Raw genomic sequence first — 16,324 nt, 5'->3', positions numbered from 1 at the left:
CTTAAGCCAAATTTACGACAGAAGAACCAAAGCCTTCTGTGTCGGTTGTGTGTTGAAACCAGGCGAGCGTGCTGTGCAGCTGCACCACTTCACCCACCACGATCAGGGCGGGCATGGGGGCGTCTTTCGCCAGGGTTGCAAGATCGTGAAGCGTGCCGATAGCGACGTGCTGATCGACGCGCGTGCCGCGGGAGATCACGGCGACAGGCGTCGCTGCATCGCGACCGTGTCGAATAAGCTGCTCGCTGATGTCTGCGGCCTTCATCGTGCCCATGTAAATAGCCAGCGTTTGTCGGCTCTGGGCGAGGTGCGTCCAGTCGAGCGGCGCGCTGTCGGCCTTGTAGTGTCCGGTCACAAAGGTCACGCTCTGGGCGAAATCGCGATGCGTAAGCGGAATACCGGCGTAGGCCGTCACCGCTGACGCCGCCGTGATGCCGGGCACGACCTGGAACGGCACGCCCGCTTCGGCTGCGGCCTGCAGCTCTTCGCCGCCGCGACCAAAGATGAACGGATCGCCTCCTTTGAGGCGCACCACGGTTTTGCCCGCTTTCGCTGCGGCAATGAGCATCTGGTTGGTGTCATGCTGGGGTACGGAGTGTTCACCCGCGCGTTTCCCCACGCAGATTTGCTCCGCGTCGCGACGGATCAGCTCGCGCACGCCGTCGGTGACGAGATGGTCGTAGAACACGACGTCTGCGTCCTGCAGCACCTGCAGGCCGCGCAGCGTCAGCAGCCCGGCATCGCCCGGCCCTGCGCCGACCAGAATAATTTCCCCGCCGCTGCTGCCGGGGTTATCCAGTTCGTCTTCGAGAATTTTCTGCGCTGCGGTTTCATTCCCGGCATGCATCAGGCTGGCAAAACGGCCGCGGAACACGCGCTCCCAGAAGCGACGGCGTTCCGTCACGCTGGTCAGGCGGGTTTTCAGGTGATTACGCCAGTAGCTGGCTTTCTCTGCCATACGCCCGAGGCTTGTCGGCAGCAACGCTTCGATTTTTTCCCGCAGCACGCGCGCCAGCACCGGTGCGGTACCGCCGGATGAGATGGCGACCAGCAGCGGAGAGCGGTCAACGATCGACGGGAAGATAAACGAACATAAAGGCTGGTCATCCACCACGTTTACCAGCCGGTGGCGGGCCTGCGCCGCGTCAGAAACCCGGCGGTTGAGTTCGCGGTTTTCGGTTGCGGCAATTACCAGCACCACGCTGTCGATTTGTGACTCGTCGAAATCAGCCTCTTCAACAACCCGCACCTGCGCACCCGCACGATGCAGAAATGCGATTTTGCGATCGGCAATCTCACCCGTGCCAACCACCAGCACAGGCCTGTCTTTAATCGCAGCAAATAAGGGCAGATAGTCCACAGGCAACAACTCACTAACAACAAGCAATAGTGGGACTATAGGGGGCGGCTTAGAGCGAATGAAATTACGAATTGGAATGAGTAGTTACTCAATGGAATAACGCCATGGGAAAGCAAATATCAAAAAGTGCTTAACCCGCGAAATTTCGGGCATTTAAGAGCAATTCAAATTGTGTCTGCACGATCGCAGTTTCATACTAAGCGGGTTAAAATTTTGCTCAGTTTTTAAGGACTCACTATGTTTTCCGCAATGCGCCACCGTATTGCTGCCCTGGCGCTCGGCGTTTGCTTTATCCTTCCGGCTCAGGCAAAAAACCAACCGTACGGTGACATCGCCAATATGCAGGCGCGGCATATTGCTACGGTCTTTCCTGGACGAATGACCGGCACCCCTGCGGAGATGCTCTCTGCTGACTATATCCGCCAGCAGTTTGCCGACATGGGCTACCAGAGCGATATCCGCTCGTTTCACAGCCGCTACATCTATACCTCACGCAATAAAACGAAAAACTGGCACAACGTGACCGGCAGTACGGTTATCGCTGCGCACGAAGGGAAGGCGCCCGAACAGATCATTATTATGGCGCATCTGGACACCTTCGCCCCGATGAGCGATGCCGATACCGATAATAACCTCGGCGGGCTGACGCTGCAGGGAATGGACGATAACGCAGCGGGTTTGGGCGTAATGCTTGAGCTGGCTGAACGAATGAAAAATATTCCGACGCAGTACGGCATTCGCTTTATTGCAACCAGCGGTGAAGAAGAAGGAAAACTCGGCGCTGAGAATCTCCTTAAGCGCATGAGCAATGAAGAGAAGAAAAATACGCTGCTGGTGATTAATCTCGATAACTTAATTGTTGGCGACAGGCTTTATTTCAACAGCGGGCAAAGTACGCCAAGCAGCGTACGCAAACTCACCCGCGATCGGGCGCTGGCAATTGCGCGCAGCCATGGCGTTTATGCCACCACTAACCCTGGCGGAAATCCGGATTATCCAAAAGGGACAGGCTGCTGCAACGACGGGGAAGTCTTCGATAAAGCGGGCATTCCTGTGCTGTACGTCGAAGCGACCAACTGGGGCCTTGGCAAGAAAGATGGCTATCAGCAGCGCAGCAAAAGCAAAGCCTTCCCGGACGGGACAAGCTGGCACGACGTGAGGCTGGACAATCAGCAGCACATTGATCGCGCGCTGCCGCAGCGGATTGAACACCGCAGCCGCGACGTAGTGAAGGTCATGCTGCCGCTGGTGAAGGAGCTGGCAAAAGCGGGGAAAGCCTGAGGTAGTTAAGTCCGGTGGCGGCTACGCCTTACCGGGCCTACGTTTCGTACCTTTGTAGGCCCGGTAAGCGCAGCGCCACCGGGCGAACCGACATTATCCTTCGTGCAATCCGCACTCGCGCTTCAGCCCAAAGAATCGCGTCTCTTCTTCTGCCATTCCCGGTTCCCATTTGCGCGTGGTGTGGGTATCGCCCACCGACAGATAGCCCTGGTCCCACAGCGGATGGTACTTAAGCCCGTGTTTTTGCAGGTACTGATACACAGTGCGGTTATCCCAGTCGATAATCGGCAGCACTTTAAATACGCCGCGCTGAACCGCCAGCACCGGCAGCGTCGCCCGGCTGCCGGACTGCTCGCGGCGCAGGCCTGCAAACCAGGTTTGCGCGTTCAGATCTTTCAGCGCCCGGTTCATCGGCTCGACTTTGTTGATTTCATTGTACTTCTCAATGCCCTCAACGCCCTGCTCCCACAGTTTGCCGTAGCGCGCCTCCTGCCAGGCCGCGCTTTGCTCCGCGCGGTAGACTTTCAGATTCAGCTTGAGCTTGTCCGTCAGCTCGTCGATAAACTGGTAGGTTTCCGGGAACAGGTAGCCGGTATCGGTGAGGATCACCGGAATGTCCGGGCGGATCTGATTCACCAGATGCAGGCTGACCGCCGCCTGAATACCAAAGCTCGACGAGAGCACGTAGTCTCCCGGCAGGTTTTCCAGCGCCCACGCCACACGCCCTTCGGCATCCAGCTTTTCCAGCTGGGCGTTGGTTTCTGCCAGCGCCAGAATGCGTTCGACTTTTGGCAGGTCATTAAGGGCGTTTAGATCGAGTACGGACATAAGAACCTCGCTTGCCTGTTTTGCCGGGCGGCACTGCGTTTGCCCGGCCTACAACACCTGTAATACCGTCGGGATGTTACTCCCAGAAATCCCTCGCGGGATCGAGCACCGGGCGAATGATGCCCGCACGCACCGTAAAGTCGCCGAAGCCTTCACCCGCTTCGCGCTCTTTCGCCCAGCGCCCGACAAGCTCGTCAACGGAATCGAGAATTTCCGGTTCCGTGATATTTTCGCGATACATCCGCGGAATCCGCGTCCCGCTGCGGTTACCGCCAAGATGCACGTTGTAACGCCCTGGCGCTTTACCCACCAGGCCCAGCTCAGCCAGCATCGCACGGCCACAGCCGTTCGGGCAGCCGGTCACGCGCATCACAATATGCTCTTCGGGCACGCCGTGTTTTTCCAGAATCGCTTCCACTTTATCGGTGAACGACGGCAGGAAACGTTCTGCTTCCGCCATCGCCAGCGGGCAGGTCGGGAACGACACGCAGGCCATCGAGTTTTCGCGCTGCGGTTTGACCGCATTCATCAGCCCATGATCGCGCGCCAGCTTCTCGATCTTCGCCTTCTGGCTATCCGGCACGCCGGCAACGATCAGGTTCTGGTTGGCGGTGATGCGGAACTCGCCTTTATGGATCTTAGCAATTTCCAGCAGACCGGTTTTCAGCGGACGGCCCGGGTAGTCCAGAATTCGGCCGTTTTCGATAAACAGCGTCAGGTGCCATTTATTGTCGATGCCTTTTACCCAGCCAATGCGATCGCCGCGACCGGTAAATTCGTAAGGGCGGATCGGCTCAAATTTGATGCCCGCGCGACGCTCCACTTCTTCTTTAAACGTCTCAACGCCCACGCGCTCCAGGGTGTATTTGGTTTTCGCGTTTTTACGGTCGGTACGGTTACCCCAGTCGCGCTGGGTCGTCACTACCGCTTCCGCTACTGCCAGCGTGTGCTCCAGCGGCAGGTAGCCGAATTCGCTCGCGGTGCGGGCGTAGGTTTTCTTGTTACCGTGCTCAATGGACAGGCCGCCGCCCACCAGCAGGTTAAAGCCAATCAGCTTGCCGTTTTCGGCAATCGCCACGAAGTTCATGTCGTTGGCGTGCAGATCGATATCGTTCTGCGGCGGGATCACTACCGTGGTTTTGAACTTGCGCGGCAGGTAGGTCTGGCCGAGGATCGGCTCTTCGTCAGTGGTCGCCACTTTTTCCTGATCGAGCCAGATCTCCGCATAGGCGCGGGTGCGCGGCAGCAGGTGCTCAGAGATCTTCTTCGCCCACTCGTAGGCTTCGGCGTGCAGCTCTGACTCATACGGGTTCGAGGTGCAGAGCACGTTACGGTTCATGTCGTTGGCGGTCGCCAGCGCGTCCAGACCCACGGAATGCAGCATCTGGTGAACCGGCTTCACGTTCTTTTTCAGAATACCGTGGAACTGGAAGGTCTGACGGTTTGTCAGGCGGATGCTGCCGTAAATGGTGTTGTCATGGGCGAATTTATCAATCGCCTGCCACTGTTTGGTAGTGATGACGCCACCCGGCAGGCGGCAGCGCAGCAGCATCGCGTGACGCGGCTCCAGCTTCTGTTCAGCACGCTCGGCGCGGATATCGCGGTCGTCCTGCTGGTACATACCGTGGAAACGGATCAGCAGGAAGTTGTCGCCTTTGAAACCGCCGGTCAGACCGTCATTTAAATCTTCGGCAATGGTACCGCGCAGGTAGTTACTCTCTACCTTCATACGCTCGGCATCCGTCAGTTTGCCTTCGACCACCAGTGGGCCAGGATGTTTTTCGCTCATTAGTAGACATCTCGCTGATAACGGCGCTCAACGCGCAGCTCACTTAAAAATTCATCCGCCGTTTCGGCATCCATACCGCCGAATTCGGCAATCACTTCCAGCAAAGCCTGCTCAACGTCTTTCGCCATGCGATTGGCGTCGCCGCAGACATAAATATGGGCGCCGTCATTGATCCAGCGCCACAGCTCTGCGCCCTGTTCGCGCAGTTTGTCTTGTACGTATACTTTTTCTTTTTGGTCACGGGACCAGGCCAGATCGATGCGCGAGAGCACGCCTTCTTTAACGTAGCGCTGCCACTCAACCTGGTAGAGGAAATCTTCAGTGAAGTGCGGATTGCCGAAGAACAGCCAGTTTTTACCCGGCGCTTCGTCTGCCGCACGCTGCTGCATGAAGGAACGGAACGGCGCAATGCCGGTACCCGGGCCAATCATAATCACCGGGGTTTCCGGGTTGGCCGGCAGGCGGAAGTTGTCGTTGTGCTCGATAAAGACGCGTACTTCGCCCTCTTCTTCGACACGGTCTGACAGGAAGCTTGATGCCCCACCCGCGCGAGGGCGGCCCTCAACGTCATAACGCACTACGCCAACGGTAACGTGCACTTCGCTCTCCACTTCCGCCTGCGAAGAGGCGATAGAGTAGAGGCGCGGCGTCAGGGGGCGCAGCAGGCCAATCAGCGCGTCTGCATCCAGCTGAGCCGGAGAGAAACGCACCATATCGACAATTGGCGTCGTCGCGGCGTAATGCTGCAGCTTCGCTTTGTCGCCCACCAGCGGCAGCAGGGACTCGCTGCGGGTCAGGGTGGCGTAGTTTTCGACGATATTCGCGGTATTGACCGTCAGCTCGAAATGCCACTGCAGCGCTTCGGAAAGCGGCTGCGTTTTGCCTTCCACGGTGACGGGCTCGTCGCCCTTCAGCCACAGCAGCTCAACCAGCTCTTTCACCAGCGCCGGATCGTTTTGATACCAGACGCCCAGCGCATCGCCGGGCTGATAGCGCAGGCCGGAATCGCCCAGGTCGATTTCAATATGGCGCACGTCTTTTTCAGAATCACGGCCGGTGATTTTCTGGTTAACCGCCAGGCTTGCGGTTAGCGGGGCTTCTTTGGTGTACGGACTGGTGTGAATGTCATTCACGACACCGGTTGCGGTAACAGCAGCCTGCGCGGAGGTTTCTTTCGGCACGCGTGCTTTCAGCACCTCAACCACGCGTGCGCGCCATTCAGCGGCGGCAGGCTGGTAATCCACATCCGCATCCACGCGGTCCAGAAGGCGTTCACCGCCGAGCTCCGCCAGCTTGCTGTCAAAGTCTTTACCGGACTGGCAGAAAAACTCATACGAGGTATCGCCAAGGCCGAACACGGCAAAAGCGGTACCGTCCAGTTTGGGGGCTTTTTTCGAGAACAGGAACTTGTGCAGCGCCACCGCTTCTTCAGCGGGTTCACCTTCACCCTGCGTTGAGGCCACAACCACCAGCAGTTTTTCTGACGCGATTTGTTTGAATTTATAATCCCCGGCGTTCACCAGGTTCACGTTCAGTTTAGCGGCGAGCAAATCATCACGCAGCGCTTCTGCCACGCGGCGGGCGTTGCCGGTTTGCGAGGCGGAGATGAGCGTAATGGCAGGAATTTCAACCGCTGCGGCGGGAGCTGTTGCGACAGCACCCGGCTGCTGGTTGAGCATTCCCCAGAAATAGCCGGAGACCCAGGCAAGCTGAGTGGGTGAAAAATCAGTGGTGGCAGCCTGAAGGCGCGCCAGCTGCTCCGGGTTCAGGGGAAGCAGGTTTGAAGGTGGGGCCTGTGTTGTCATGCGTCGTTATGTTCCAGTAGCCAAGCGGACTTTAAGCGAGTAAATCCAAACTGAAGATAAGGTTAACGGCGAGGATAATAACAATTAAAGAAGGGATGGAAATAATAAATAACCAAATGGACTAACCTGTTTTAGTTATCGTTCTTAACGATAAAAACGATTATCTAATCCATTGAATAATAACCATAAAAACCAGTCATTTTCTTCGATTCGGTAGGCATGAAGGTAAAGGCCGTTTTAGTTAATGCTAAAAAATGTGCTTTCCGGTACTATGCGGCGGTTTTTTCCGCATTACTGAGAGCTATGATGTCCACCACACTGTTTAAAGATTTCATCTTCGAAGCCGCACACCATCTTCCACACGTCCCAGCCGGGCATAAATGTGGCCGTTTGCACGGACACTCGTTTATGGTGCGTCTTGAAATCACGGGTGAAGTCGATCCACATACCGGTTGGATCATCGACTTCGCTGAACTGAAAGCGGCCTTTAAGCCGACGTACGATCGTCTGGATCACTACTATCTGAATGATATTCCGGGTCTTGAAAACCCGACCAGCGAAGTGCTGGCGAAATGGATCTGGGACCAGATGAAACCGCTGATTCCGCTGCTGAGCGCGGTAACGATCAAAGAGACCTGCACCGCAGGCTGCGTGTATCGCGGAGAGTGATGCATGCCGGGGGGCGGCTTCGCCTTACCCGGCCTACAAAAGGCTGGATCGCAGGCCCGGAAAGCGCAAGCGCCTCCGGGTTTTTTTATGCAATATTCAGGTACTTGTGCGTCTGCATCGACAGGCGCCAGTTGCGCGCGATACAGGTTTCAATACACAAACGCGTCGCGTCGTCTTTCTGGCTGATCGGCTGTAGCGCAATAACGCGCTGTTTTTCATCCGTCAGCGTCCCCAGCAGTTCGTCCAGCGCTTCGATATCGCGCACGCGCCCTACCGGATGTTTTATCTCATCCGCGCGCTCCAGCGCCTGAGACAGCACGTCGTAGCCCCCGCGCATGTTCACTTTTGGTGAGACGGTTACCCAGGTCGCATGGGAGCAGCGAACCTCATGGGTTCCGCTGGTTTCGATCTGGCAGCTAAAGCCATTTTTTTCGAGCAACTCGGTCAGCGACGTCAGGTCATGAATGCAGGGTTCGCCGCCGGTGATGACCACATGGCGCGCCGTCCAGCCCTGACGACCGATAATGGCCAGCAGATCTTCTGCGCTTCCCGCGCCCCATTTATCGCTCTCTTTGGTTTTAGCCAGAATACTGAACAGCGACACTTCCCGATCTGCGAGTTTATCCCACGTGTGTTTGGTATCACACCAGGCACAGCCAACCGGGCATCCCTGTAAACGAATAAATATGGCGGGAACGCCGGTAAAATAACCCTCGCCTTGAAGGGTCTGGAACATCTCGTTAATCGGGTACTGCATAGTCAACTCTGTTAATGGGGTGAACGGTAATTATCGCAGATGTTGCCCTTAAGGTCATGTGCGAGAGCTGCTTTAGCTCAGACATAAAAAAACCCGCCGAAGCGGGTTTCTCAGAAGAACGAAAGTTCAGGCTTATGCCTGGCCTTTGATCTCTTTCAGGCCGTTGTATGGTGCTTTTTCGCCCAGCGCTTCTTCGATACGAATCAGCTGGTTGTATTTAGCAACACGGTCAGAACGGCTCATAGAACCGGTTTTGATCTGGCCTGCAGCGGTACCCACAGCCAGGTCGGCAATGGTAGCGTCTTCAGTTTCGCCAGAACGGTGAGAGATAACAGCGGTGTAGCCAGCGTCTTTCGCCATTTTGATCGCAGCCAGAGTTTCGGTCAGGGAACCGATCTGGTTGAATTTGATCAGGATGGAGTTAACGATGCCTTTCTCGATGCCTTCTTTCAGGATCTTGGTGTTGGTTACGAACAGATCGTCACCAACCAGCTGGATTTTGTCGCCCAGTACTTTGGTCTGGTATGCGAAACCATCCCAGTCAGACTCGTCCAGACCGTCTTCGATAGAAACGATTGGGTACTGTTTGGTCAGGTCTTCCAGGAAGTGAGTGAACTCTTCAGAGGTGAACGCTTTGTTGCCTTCGCCAGCCAGAACGTATTTACCGTCTTTGTAGAATTCAGACGCTGCACAGTCCATCGCCAGGGTGATGTCTTTGCCCAGCTCGTAGCCTGCTGCTTTAACCGCTTCAGCGATAACAGCCAGTGCTTCTGCGTTAGAACCCAGGTTTGGCGCGTAGCCACCTTCGTCACCCACAGCAGTGTTCATACCTTTAGCTTTCAGAACTTTAGCCAGGTTATGGAACACTTCAGAACCCATACGTACCGCTTCTTTCAGGGATTTCGCGCCAACTGGCTGAATCATGAATTCCTGAATATCAACGTTGTTATCCGCGTGCTCACCACCGTTGATGATGTTCATCATTGGTACTGGCATAGAGTATTTGCCTGGGGTGCCGTTCAGTTCAGCGATGTGCTCGAACAGTGGCTGGCCTTTCGCTGCTGCTGCTGCTTTGGCGTTCGCCAGGGAAACAGCCAGAATTGCGTTAGCACCGAAGTTAGATTTGTTTTCAGTACCGTCCAGATCGATCATGATCTTGTCGATGCCAGCCTGGTCTTTGGCGTCTTTGCCAAGGATTGCCTGAGCAATCGGACCATTTACAGCGCCAACCGCTTTCAGTACGCCTTTGCCCAGGAAGCGGGATTTGTCGCCATCGCGCAGTTCCAGCGCTTCGCGGGAACCAGTAGAAGCACCTGATGGAGCAGCAGCCATACCAACGAAACCACCTTCCAGGTGAACTTCGGCTTCAACGGTCGGGTTACCACGGGAGTCGATGATTTCACGACCGATGACTTTAACGATTTTGGACATTAGATTTTCCTCAGTACAAGTTAAACTAAAACTCCAGACAAACAACGCGTACCAAAGGTACGCGTTGCCGTTCTAACTTTTTTTACTTCGCCTGACGCTTCTGGTACTCGCTGGCGGCTTTCACGAAGCCTGCAAACAGCGGATGCCCGTCACGTGGGGTTGAAGTAAATTCCGGGTGGAATTGGCAGGCAACAAACCATGGATGGTTAGGCACCTCGATGATCTCGACTAACTGATCGTCCCCGGAACGGCCCGCAACACGCAGACCCGCAGCTTCAATTGGTTTCAACAACATGTTGTTGACTTCATAGCGGTGACGATGGCGCTCGGTGATGGTTGATTCGCCATACAGCTTGCGAACCACGCTATCGTCGGACAGCTGGCAGGCCTGTGCGCCAAGACGCATCGTGCCACCCAGATCGCTCTTCTCGGTACGGACTTCGACGTTACCTTCTTCGTCGCGCCATTCAGTGATAAGCGCCACTACAGGGTACTTACAGTCTGGCACAAATTCCGTAGAGTTCGCGTTTTCCATTCCCGCTACGTTGCGCGCAAATTCGATCAGCGCAACCTGCATACCCAGACAAATGCCGAGGTATGGAATATTGTTTTCACGCGCAAAGCGTGCGGTGGCAATCTTGCCTTCAACACCGCGGTAGCCGAAGCCGCCCGGGATGAGGATAGCGTCCAGATCTTTCAGAATTTCGACGCCACGCGTTTCAACATCCTGTGAATCAATCAGCTTGATGTTGACGGAGACGCGGTTCTTCAGACCACCGTGTTTCAGCGCTTCGATGACTGACTTATAGGCATCCGGCAGTTCAATGTACTTGCCGACCATACCGATAGTCACTTCACCTGCCGGATTGGCTTCTTCATAGATAACCTGTTCCCATTCAGACAGGTTAGCGTCCGGACAGTTCAAGCTGAATCGTTTACAAATATAATCGTCCAGGCCCTGTGATTTCAACAGGCCCGGGATTTTATAAATGGAATCGACATCTTTCATTGAAATAACGGCTTTTTCCGGCACGTTACAGAACAATGCAATTTTCGCACGTTCGTTCGCTGGAACCGCACGATCGGAGCGGCAAACCAGGATGTCAGGCTGAATACCGATGGAGAGCAGCTCTTTAACAGAGTGCTGAGTCGGCTTGGTTTTCACTTCACCTGCGGCTGCCATATACGGCACCAGCGTCAGGTGCATGAACAGCGCGTGTTCACGTCCAATATCTACCGCCAGCTGGCGAATCGCTTCGAGGAACGGCAGGGATTCGATGTCACCTACCGTACCGCCGATTTCAACCAGCACCACGTCGTGGCCTTCGCCACCGGCAACAATGCGTTCTTTAATGGCGTTAGTGATGTGTGGGATAACCTGAACGGTTGCGCCCAGATAGTCACCACGGCGCTCTTTACGCAGCACGTCGGAGTAAATACGACCGGTCGTAAAGTTATTGCGACGGGTCATTTTGGTACGAATGAAACGCTCGTAGTGGCCAAGATCCAGATCGGTTTCAGCGCCGTCTTCAGTAACGAACACTTCCCCGTGTTGGATTGGACTCATGGTGCCCGGATCGACGTTGATGTACGGATCCAGTTTCATCATGGTCACATTGAGGCCACGGGCTTCAAGAATGGCTGCGAGGGAGGCTGCGGCAATGCCTTTACCCAGAGAGGATACGACCCCGCCGGTCACAAAAATATAGTTCGTTGTCATGCTGAACCTGAGAAGTTAGGGTGAAACGATGGAATAACCAGGACGGGAAAGTAGTATACCCGAACACGGCGAGCGCCACAAACTTTCATTCTCCGTCTCCTTTCCAGGCAATGACAAACATAAGGAGTGAGAAAATAGCCCCTTTTGGGTAAATGTTTTTGACGCAAATCAAGCGCTTGTCATTTAAAAAATCACACAAATTGCGCTTGATCGCAAAATTCCGTTAGAGATCATGTTCCTGGCGTTTTACTTCCTGCCAGACTTCTTCCATCGCATTGAGGTCGATTCCCGTCATTTCCAGCCCGCGCGAGGCCACAATACGCTCAACCTCACGGAAGCGTCGCTCAAACTTAATGTTGGCTTTTTGCAGGGCAGTTTCCGCCTTTACCCCCAGGTGGCGCGAAAGATTGACGGTGGCAAAGAGCAGGTCGCCCATCTCCTCCTCCAGCTTTGCTTCATCCACGACGGCCTGCTGCGCTTCGTGCATCACTTCGTCGATCTCTTCATGCACTTTTTCAAGCACTGGGCCAAGGGAGTTCCAGTCAAAGCCAACTGCAGAGCAGCGTTTCTGGATTTTATGCGCGCGCATCAGCGCAGGCAGGTTCAGCGGGATGTCGTCCAGCGCGGAGTGCTGAGATTTTTCAGCGCGCTCGGCGCTTTTGATCTGCTCCCAGCGGGCCAGCACGTCGTCGCTGCTGCCAGCAGCGGCATCTGCGAAGATATGCGGATGGCGGCGCTCCAGCTTGTCGCTGATGGCGGCGCAAATATCGTTAAAATTAAAACGCCCCTCTTCCTGCGCCATCTGGGCATAGAACACAACCTGGAAAAGCAGGTCCCCAAGCTCGCCGCGCAGGTCTTCAAAATCCTCGCGTGAAATCGCATCCAGCACTTCATAGGTCTCTTCGAGGGTGTAAGGCGCGATGGTGGCGAAAGTCTGCTCTTTGTCCCACGGGCAGCCGTTTTCCGGGTCGCGCAGGCGTTTCATAATGCCGAGCAGGCGGTCGATTTGAGTCATAAATTTGTCCTGATAAAAAAATGCCGGGTGGCGGCGTCGCCTTACCCGGCCTACAGAAGAGTGTGCTTAACCGCCGTGCAGACGACGGGCGTCAATCACATCCGGCACCTGGTTCAGTTTGCCAAGCACGCGGCCCAGCACCTGCAGGTTATAGATTTCGATGGTCATATCGATGGTGGCAAGCTGTTCACGGGTATCGCTGCGGCTGGCCACCCCAAGCACGTTGACCTTCTCGTTAGCGAGAATGGTTGTGATATCACGCAGAAGCCCGCTACGGTCGTTTGCGGTGACGCGTACCACCAGCGAGTAGCCGGCAGAGTAGCTTTCGCCCCATACCGCATCCACCACACGTTCCGGCGCGTGGGACTGCAGTTCCGCAAGCTGATCGCAGTCTGAGCGGTGTATGGAGATCCCGCGCCCCTGGGTGATAAAGCCGACAATATCGTCACCCGGGATGGGCTGGCAGCAGCGCGCAATGTGGTGCATCAGGTTCCCGACACCTTCTACAACCACGCGGCCATTGTCTTTGCTGCGCTGCTGTGGGGCGTGGGTTTTCTGCTGAAGCTGCTTAAGCGCGGCGGCGTCCTGCTCTGCCGCACTTGGCTTATTGAACTGCGCCTGCAGGAAGTTCACCATCTGGTTGAGACGGATATCACCCCCGCCAATCGCCGCTAACAGTTCGTCAAGCTCGTTGAAGTTGTAGCGCGGCAGCAGGAACTTCTCTGCCTCTTTCAGGCTGATCCCGATATGCTCCAGCTCGTCGTCCAGGATTTGGCGACCGGCAAGGATATTTTTGTCACGATCCTGCTTGCGGAACCAGGCGTGAATTTTCGAGCGCCCGCGGCTGGTGGTGACGTAACCGAGGTTCGGGTTCAGCCAGTCGCGGCTTGGATTCGGCTGCTTCTGGGTAATGATTTCAATCTGATCGCCCATCTGCAGCTGGTAGGTGAACGGCACGATGCGTCCGCCGATTTTCGCACCGATGCAGCGGTGCCCCACATCGCTGTGGATGTGGTAGGCGAAGTCGAGCGGCGTTGAACCGGCTGGCAGATCGACAACATCGCCTTTCGGCGTAAAGACGTACACGCGGTCGTCAAAGACCTGGCTGCGCACTTCGTCGAGCATTTCGCCGGAGTCGGCCATCTCTTCCTGCCACGCAATCAGCTTACGCAGCCAGGCAATGCGGTCTTCGTGGCCGGAACGCGCGCCGCCCGAGGTACCCTCTTTGTATTTCCAGTGCGCGGCCACGCCCAGCTCGGCGTCTTCGTGCATCTGTTTCGTTCGGATCTGTATTTCAACCGTTTTGCCGCCAGGGCCAAGCACAACGGTGTGAATAGACTGGTAGCCGTTAGGTTTCGGGTTTGCGACATAGTCATCAAACTCGTCCGGCAGATGGCGGAAGTGAGTGTGCACTATCCCGAGCGCGGCGTAGCAGTCCTGCAGACGTTCCGCCACAATACGTACGGCGCGCACGTCAAACAGCTCGTCAAAGGCGAGGTGTTTTTTCTGCATTTTACGCCAGATGCTGTAGATGTGTTTTGGTCGACCATACACCTCGGCGCGCACGTTCTCTTCTTTCATCGACTGGCGCAGGCCGCCGACGAATTCGTCGATATAGTGCTCGCGGTCGATACGGCGTTCGTGCAGAAGCTTAGCAATGCGCTTGTATTCCGCCGGATGCAGATAGCGGAAGCAGTAATCCTCCAGCTCCCACTTCAGCTGACCGATACCTAAGCGGTTCGCCAGCGGTGCATAAATATTTGTACACTCTTTGGCCGCCAGCACGCGTTCGTCTTCTGGCGCATCCTTCACTTCCCGCAGGTGGGCAATGCGCTCAGCCAGCTTGATCACCACGCAGCGGAAGTCATCCACCATTGCCAGCAGCATCCGGCGGACGTTATCTACCTGCTCTGATGAGACGGAGTCGGTTTGCGCGGCTTTGAGCTGGCGGATAGCGGCCATATCCCGCACGCCGTGAATCAGCGAGACAACGGATTGACCGACGCTTTCTCGCAGCACGTCTTCCGAGACCACGTCCGCATCGGCCAGCGGGAACAGGAGCGCAGCCTGCAGCGTTTCGATATCCATGTTGAGCATGGATAAGATTTCGACCATTTCGATACCGCGCCACAGCAGCAGTTCAGCATCGGTGTGTCCCTGCGTGGTACGCAGACAGTAGGCCCAGGTTTCGGTTAAGCGTTCACACGACTGCTGGCTGGAAATTCCCAGACTTGCGATCCATTTTTGTGGGTCAAACTCACCAGCTTTATTAAGATGTGCACTTCTTACCGCAACCATTGTCCTCTCCTTTAGGGACCAGGGCCTGCCGAAGTCGGCAAGCCAAACAAATTAGATGTGCTCAAACAACGCCATCGATTCCAGATGTCCAGTGTGCGGGAACATGTCCAGCATTGCCAGACGCTGAATCTGGTAACCCGCACTGATTAATGCCTCGCTGTCTCGGGCAAGCGTCGCCGGGTTACAGGAAACATAGACCACACGCTTCGGCGCGAGCTTAATAATATGTGCCATTACGCCCGGGGCACCAGCACGTGCCGGGTCGAGCAAAATTTTATCAAACCCCTGTTTCGCCCACGGCTGCTGAGTGACATCATCCTCAAGGTTTTGATGAAAGAATGTCACATTTTGCAAACCGTTCTGTCGCGCGTTCTCCCGCCCTTTAGCCACCAGCGCCTCAACGCCTTCAACACCCACCACGCTGGCTGCTTTCTGCGCCAACGGCAGCGTGAAGTTACCCATCCCGCAGAACAGATCCAGCACCCGATCGCTCTTTTGTACATCCAGCCACGACAACGCTTGTTCAATCATCTGCTGATTCACGCCGTCGTTTACCTGAATGAAATCTCTTGGGCTGAACGTTAAGCGTAGCCCGTTTGACGCATACCAGGGGGCGTCTCCCGTAACCTGCTCAAGTATCTCGCTTTGTGGCGCAAGGAAAAGCGCCAGCTCGTGAGAATGCGAAAAGCGTTCCAGTTTTTCACGGTCTTTTTTCGTAAGAGGCGCAGTATGACGCACGACCATCAGCGGGCCATTGTTGGCCAGAACCAGCTCGACGTGCCCAAGATGGCGAACCCCTTCGAGCCCGGACAGACAGAAGTGCACGTCCGGGAGCAATGCCTCAAGTTGGGGCACCAAAATGGGGCACCGCTTTATCGTGACAATGTCGCTGGAGCCGGCTTTACGAAACCCCATATCCAGCCGCTCCGTCTTAGGCTGGTAGCTGAGGCTCAGACGAGCACGACGGCGGTAGCCCCAGGGCTGGTCGGCGATAATGGCGTTAACCTCGTGCTTAAGCTGACGCGCCAGCGCGCTGCTTTTACTTTTTTGCTGTAAATCTACGCTGGCGTGCTGTTGCTGACACCCTCCGCAGACGCCAAAATGGGGGCAGAGAGGGACCGCGCGTTCAGGGCTGTCGTTGAGTCGACGCTTCACCTGGCCGCGCGCATACTGGCGTTTATCTTCCGTCAGGGTAATTTCTGCTCGTTCTCCAGGCAGCAAACCTGTTATAAACAAGGCCTTGCCGTTGTGACGTGCAACCCCCTGACCAAAGGGGTCAAGGTCAGTGGCTTCAACAGTTATGATCTGACGCGTCGTCACGCGTCGCTTTGCAGAGTAGAATTGCGCCATCGCCGAGATATTTCTCACATA

General features: G+C 55.7%; 12 protein-coding genes. 2 read left to right on the top strand and 10 right to left on the bottom strand.

Annotation, left to right across the window (positions count from 1 at the left end):
• Position 1 precedes the first annotated feature (1 nt).
• Positions 2-1,360: a siroheme synthase CysG gene (gene cysG / locus D5067_RS04790; RefSeq protein ID WP_119936042.1), complete on the bottom strand. Its 1,359-nt coding sequence runs from the start codon at positions 1,358-1,360 to the stop codon at positions 2-4.
• 237 nt (positions 1,361-1,597) lie between these two features.
• Here cysG and D5067_RS04785 point away from each other — a divergent pair, with 237 nt between their 5' ends.
• Entirely contained in the window at positions 1,598-2,641 is a 1,044-nt protein-coding gene (locus D5067_RS04785; protein WP_119936043.1) for an aminopeptidase, read from the top strand.
• Positions 2,642-2,734: 93 nt separating this feature from the next.
• Here D5067_RS04785 and cysH read toward each other — a convergent pair whose 3' ends face one another.
• The 3 genes from cysH to cysJ form a co-directional block, all read right to left on the bottom strand.
• Complete coding sequence (gene cysH / locus D5067_RS04780) at positions 2,735-3,469, bottom strand: phosphoadenosine phosphosulfate reductase (protein WP_119936044.1); 735 nt, start codon at positions 3,467-3,469, stop codon at positions 2,735-2,737.
• Positions 3,470-3,545: 76 nt separating this feature from the next.
• On the bottom strand, positions 3,546-5,258 hold the full coding sequence (cysI, locus tag D5067_RS04775; protein WP_119936045.1) for an assimilatory sulfite reductase (NADPH) hemoprotein subunit: 1,713 nt from the start codon (positions 5,256-5,258) through the stop codon (positions 3,546-3,548).
• Positions 5,258-7,063 carry an NADPH-dependent assimilatory sulfite reductase flavoprotein subunit gene (gene cysJ / locus D5067_RS04770; protein WP_119936046.1) on the bottom strand — a complete coding sequence of 602 codons (1,806 nt, stop codon included), beginning with the start codon at positions 7,061-7,063 and terminating at the stop codon, positions 5,258-5,260. Before cysJ ends, cysI begins: the two co-directional genes overlap by 1 nt.
• Before the next feature lie 303 nt (positions 7,064-7,366).
• On the opposite strand from cysJ, the gene queD reads away from it, so the two are divergent.
• Positions 7,367-7,732 carry a 6-carboxytetrahydropterin synthase QueD gene (queD, locus tag D5067_RS04765; protein ID WP_119936047.1) on the top strand — a complete coding sequence of 122 codons (366 nt, stop codon included), beginning with the start codon at positions 7,367-7,369 and terminating at the stop codon, positions 7,730-7,732.
• Between the two features lie 85 nt (positions 7,733-7,817).
• Here queD and queE read toward each other — a convergent pair whose 3' ends face one another.
• The 6 genes from queE to rlmD all read right to left on the bottom strand — a co-directional run bounded on the left by queE (position 7,818) and on the right by rlmD (position 16,303).
• Positions 7,818-8,489, bottom strand: a complete 672-nt coding sequence (gene queE, locus D5067_RS04760; RefSeq protein ID WP_119936048.1) for a 7-carboxy-7-deazaguanine synthase QueE — start codon at positions 8,487-8,489, stop codon at positions 7,818-7,820.
• A 132-nt stretch (positions 8,490-8,621) separates the two neighbouring features.
• Complete coding sequence (gene eno / locus D5067_RS04755; RefSeq protein WP_119936049.1) at positions 8,622-9,920, bottom strand: phosphopyruvate hydratase; 1,299 nt, start codon at positions 9,918-9,920, stop codon at positions 8,622-8,624.
• A gap of 82 nt (positions 9,921-10,002) precedes the next feature.
• On the bottom strand, positions 10,003-11,640 hold the full coding sequence (pyrG, locus tag D5067_RS04750) for a glutamine hydrolyzing CTP synthase (RefSeq protein ID WP_119936050.1): 1,638 nt from the start codon (positions 11,638-11,640) through the stop codon (positions 10,003-10,005).
• Positions 11,641-11,863: 223 nt separating this feature from the next.
• Positions 11,864-12,655 carry a nucleoside triphosphate pyrophosphohydrolase gene (gene mazG / locus D5067_RS04745; RefSeq protein ID WP_119936051.1) on the bottom strand — a complete coding sequence of 264 codons (792 nt, stop codon included), beginning with the start codon at positions 12,653-12,655 and terminating at the stop codon, positions 11,864-11,866.
• Positions 12,656-12,721: 66 nt separating this feature from the next.
• Entirely contained in the window at positions 12,722-14,953 is a 2,232-nt protein-coding gene (gene relA, locus D5067_RS04740; RefSeq protein WP_119936052.1) for a GTP diphosphokinase, read from the bottom strand.
• A gap of 51 nt (positions 14,954-15,004) precedes the next feature.
• Positions 15,005-16,303, bottom strand: a complete 1,299-nt coding sequence (gene rlmD / locus D5067_RS04735) for a 23S rRNA (uracil(1939)-C(5))-methyltransferase RlmD (RefSeq protein ID WP_119936053.1) — start codon at positions 16,301-16,303, stop codon at positions 15,005-15,007.
• Positions 16,304-16,324: the final 21 nt, after the last annotated feature.

The organism is Enterobacter huaxiensis, from assembly GCF_003594935.2.
GTDB classification, from domain to species: Bacteria; Pseudomonadota; Gammaproteobacteria; order Enterobacterales; family Enterobacteriaceae; genus Enterobacter; species Enterobacter huaxiensis.
The sequence above is the reverse complement of the archived record's forward strand: the minus strand, read 5'-3'. Positions and strand labels throughout refer to the sequence as shown.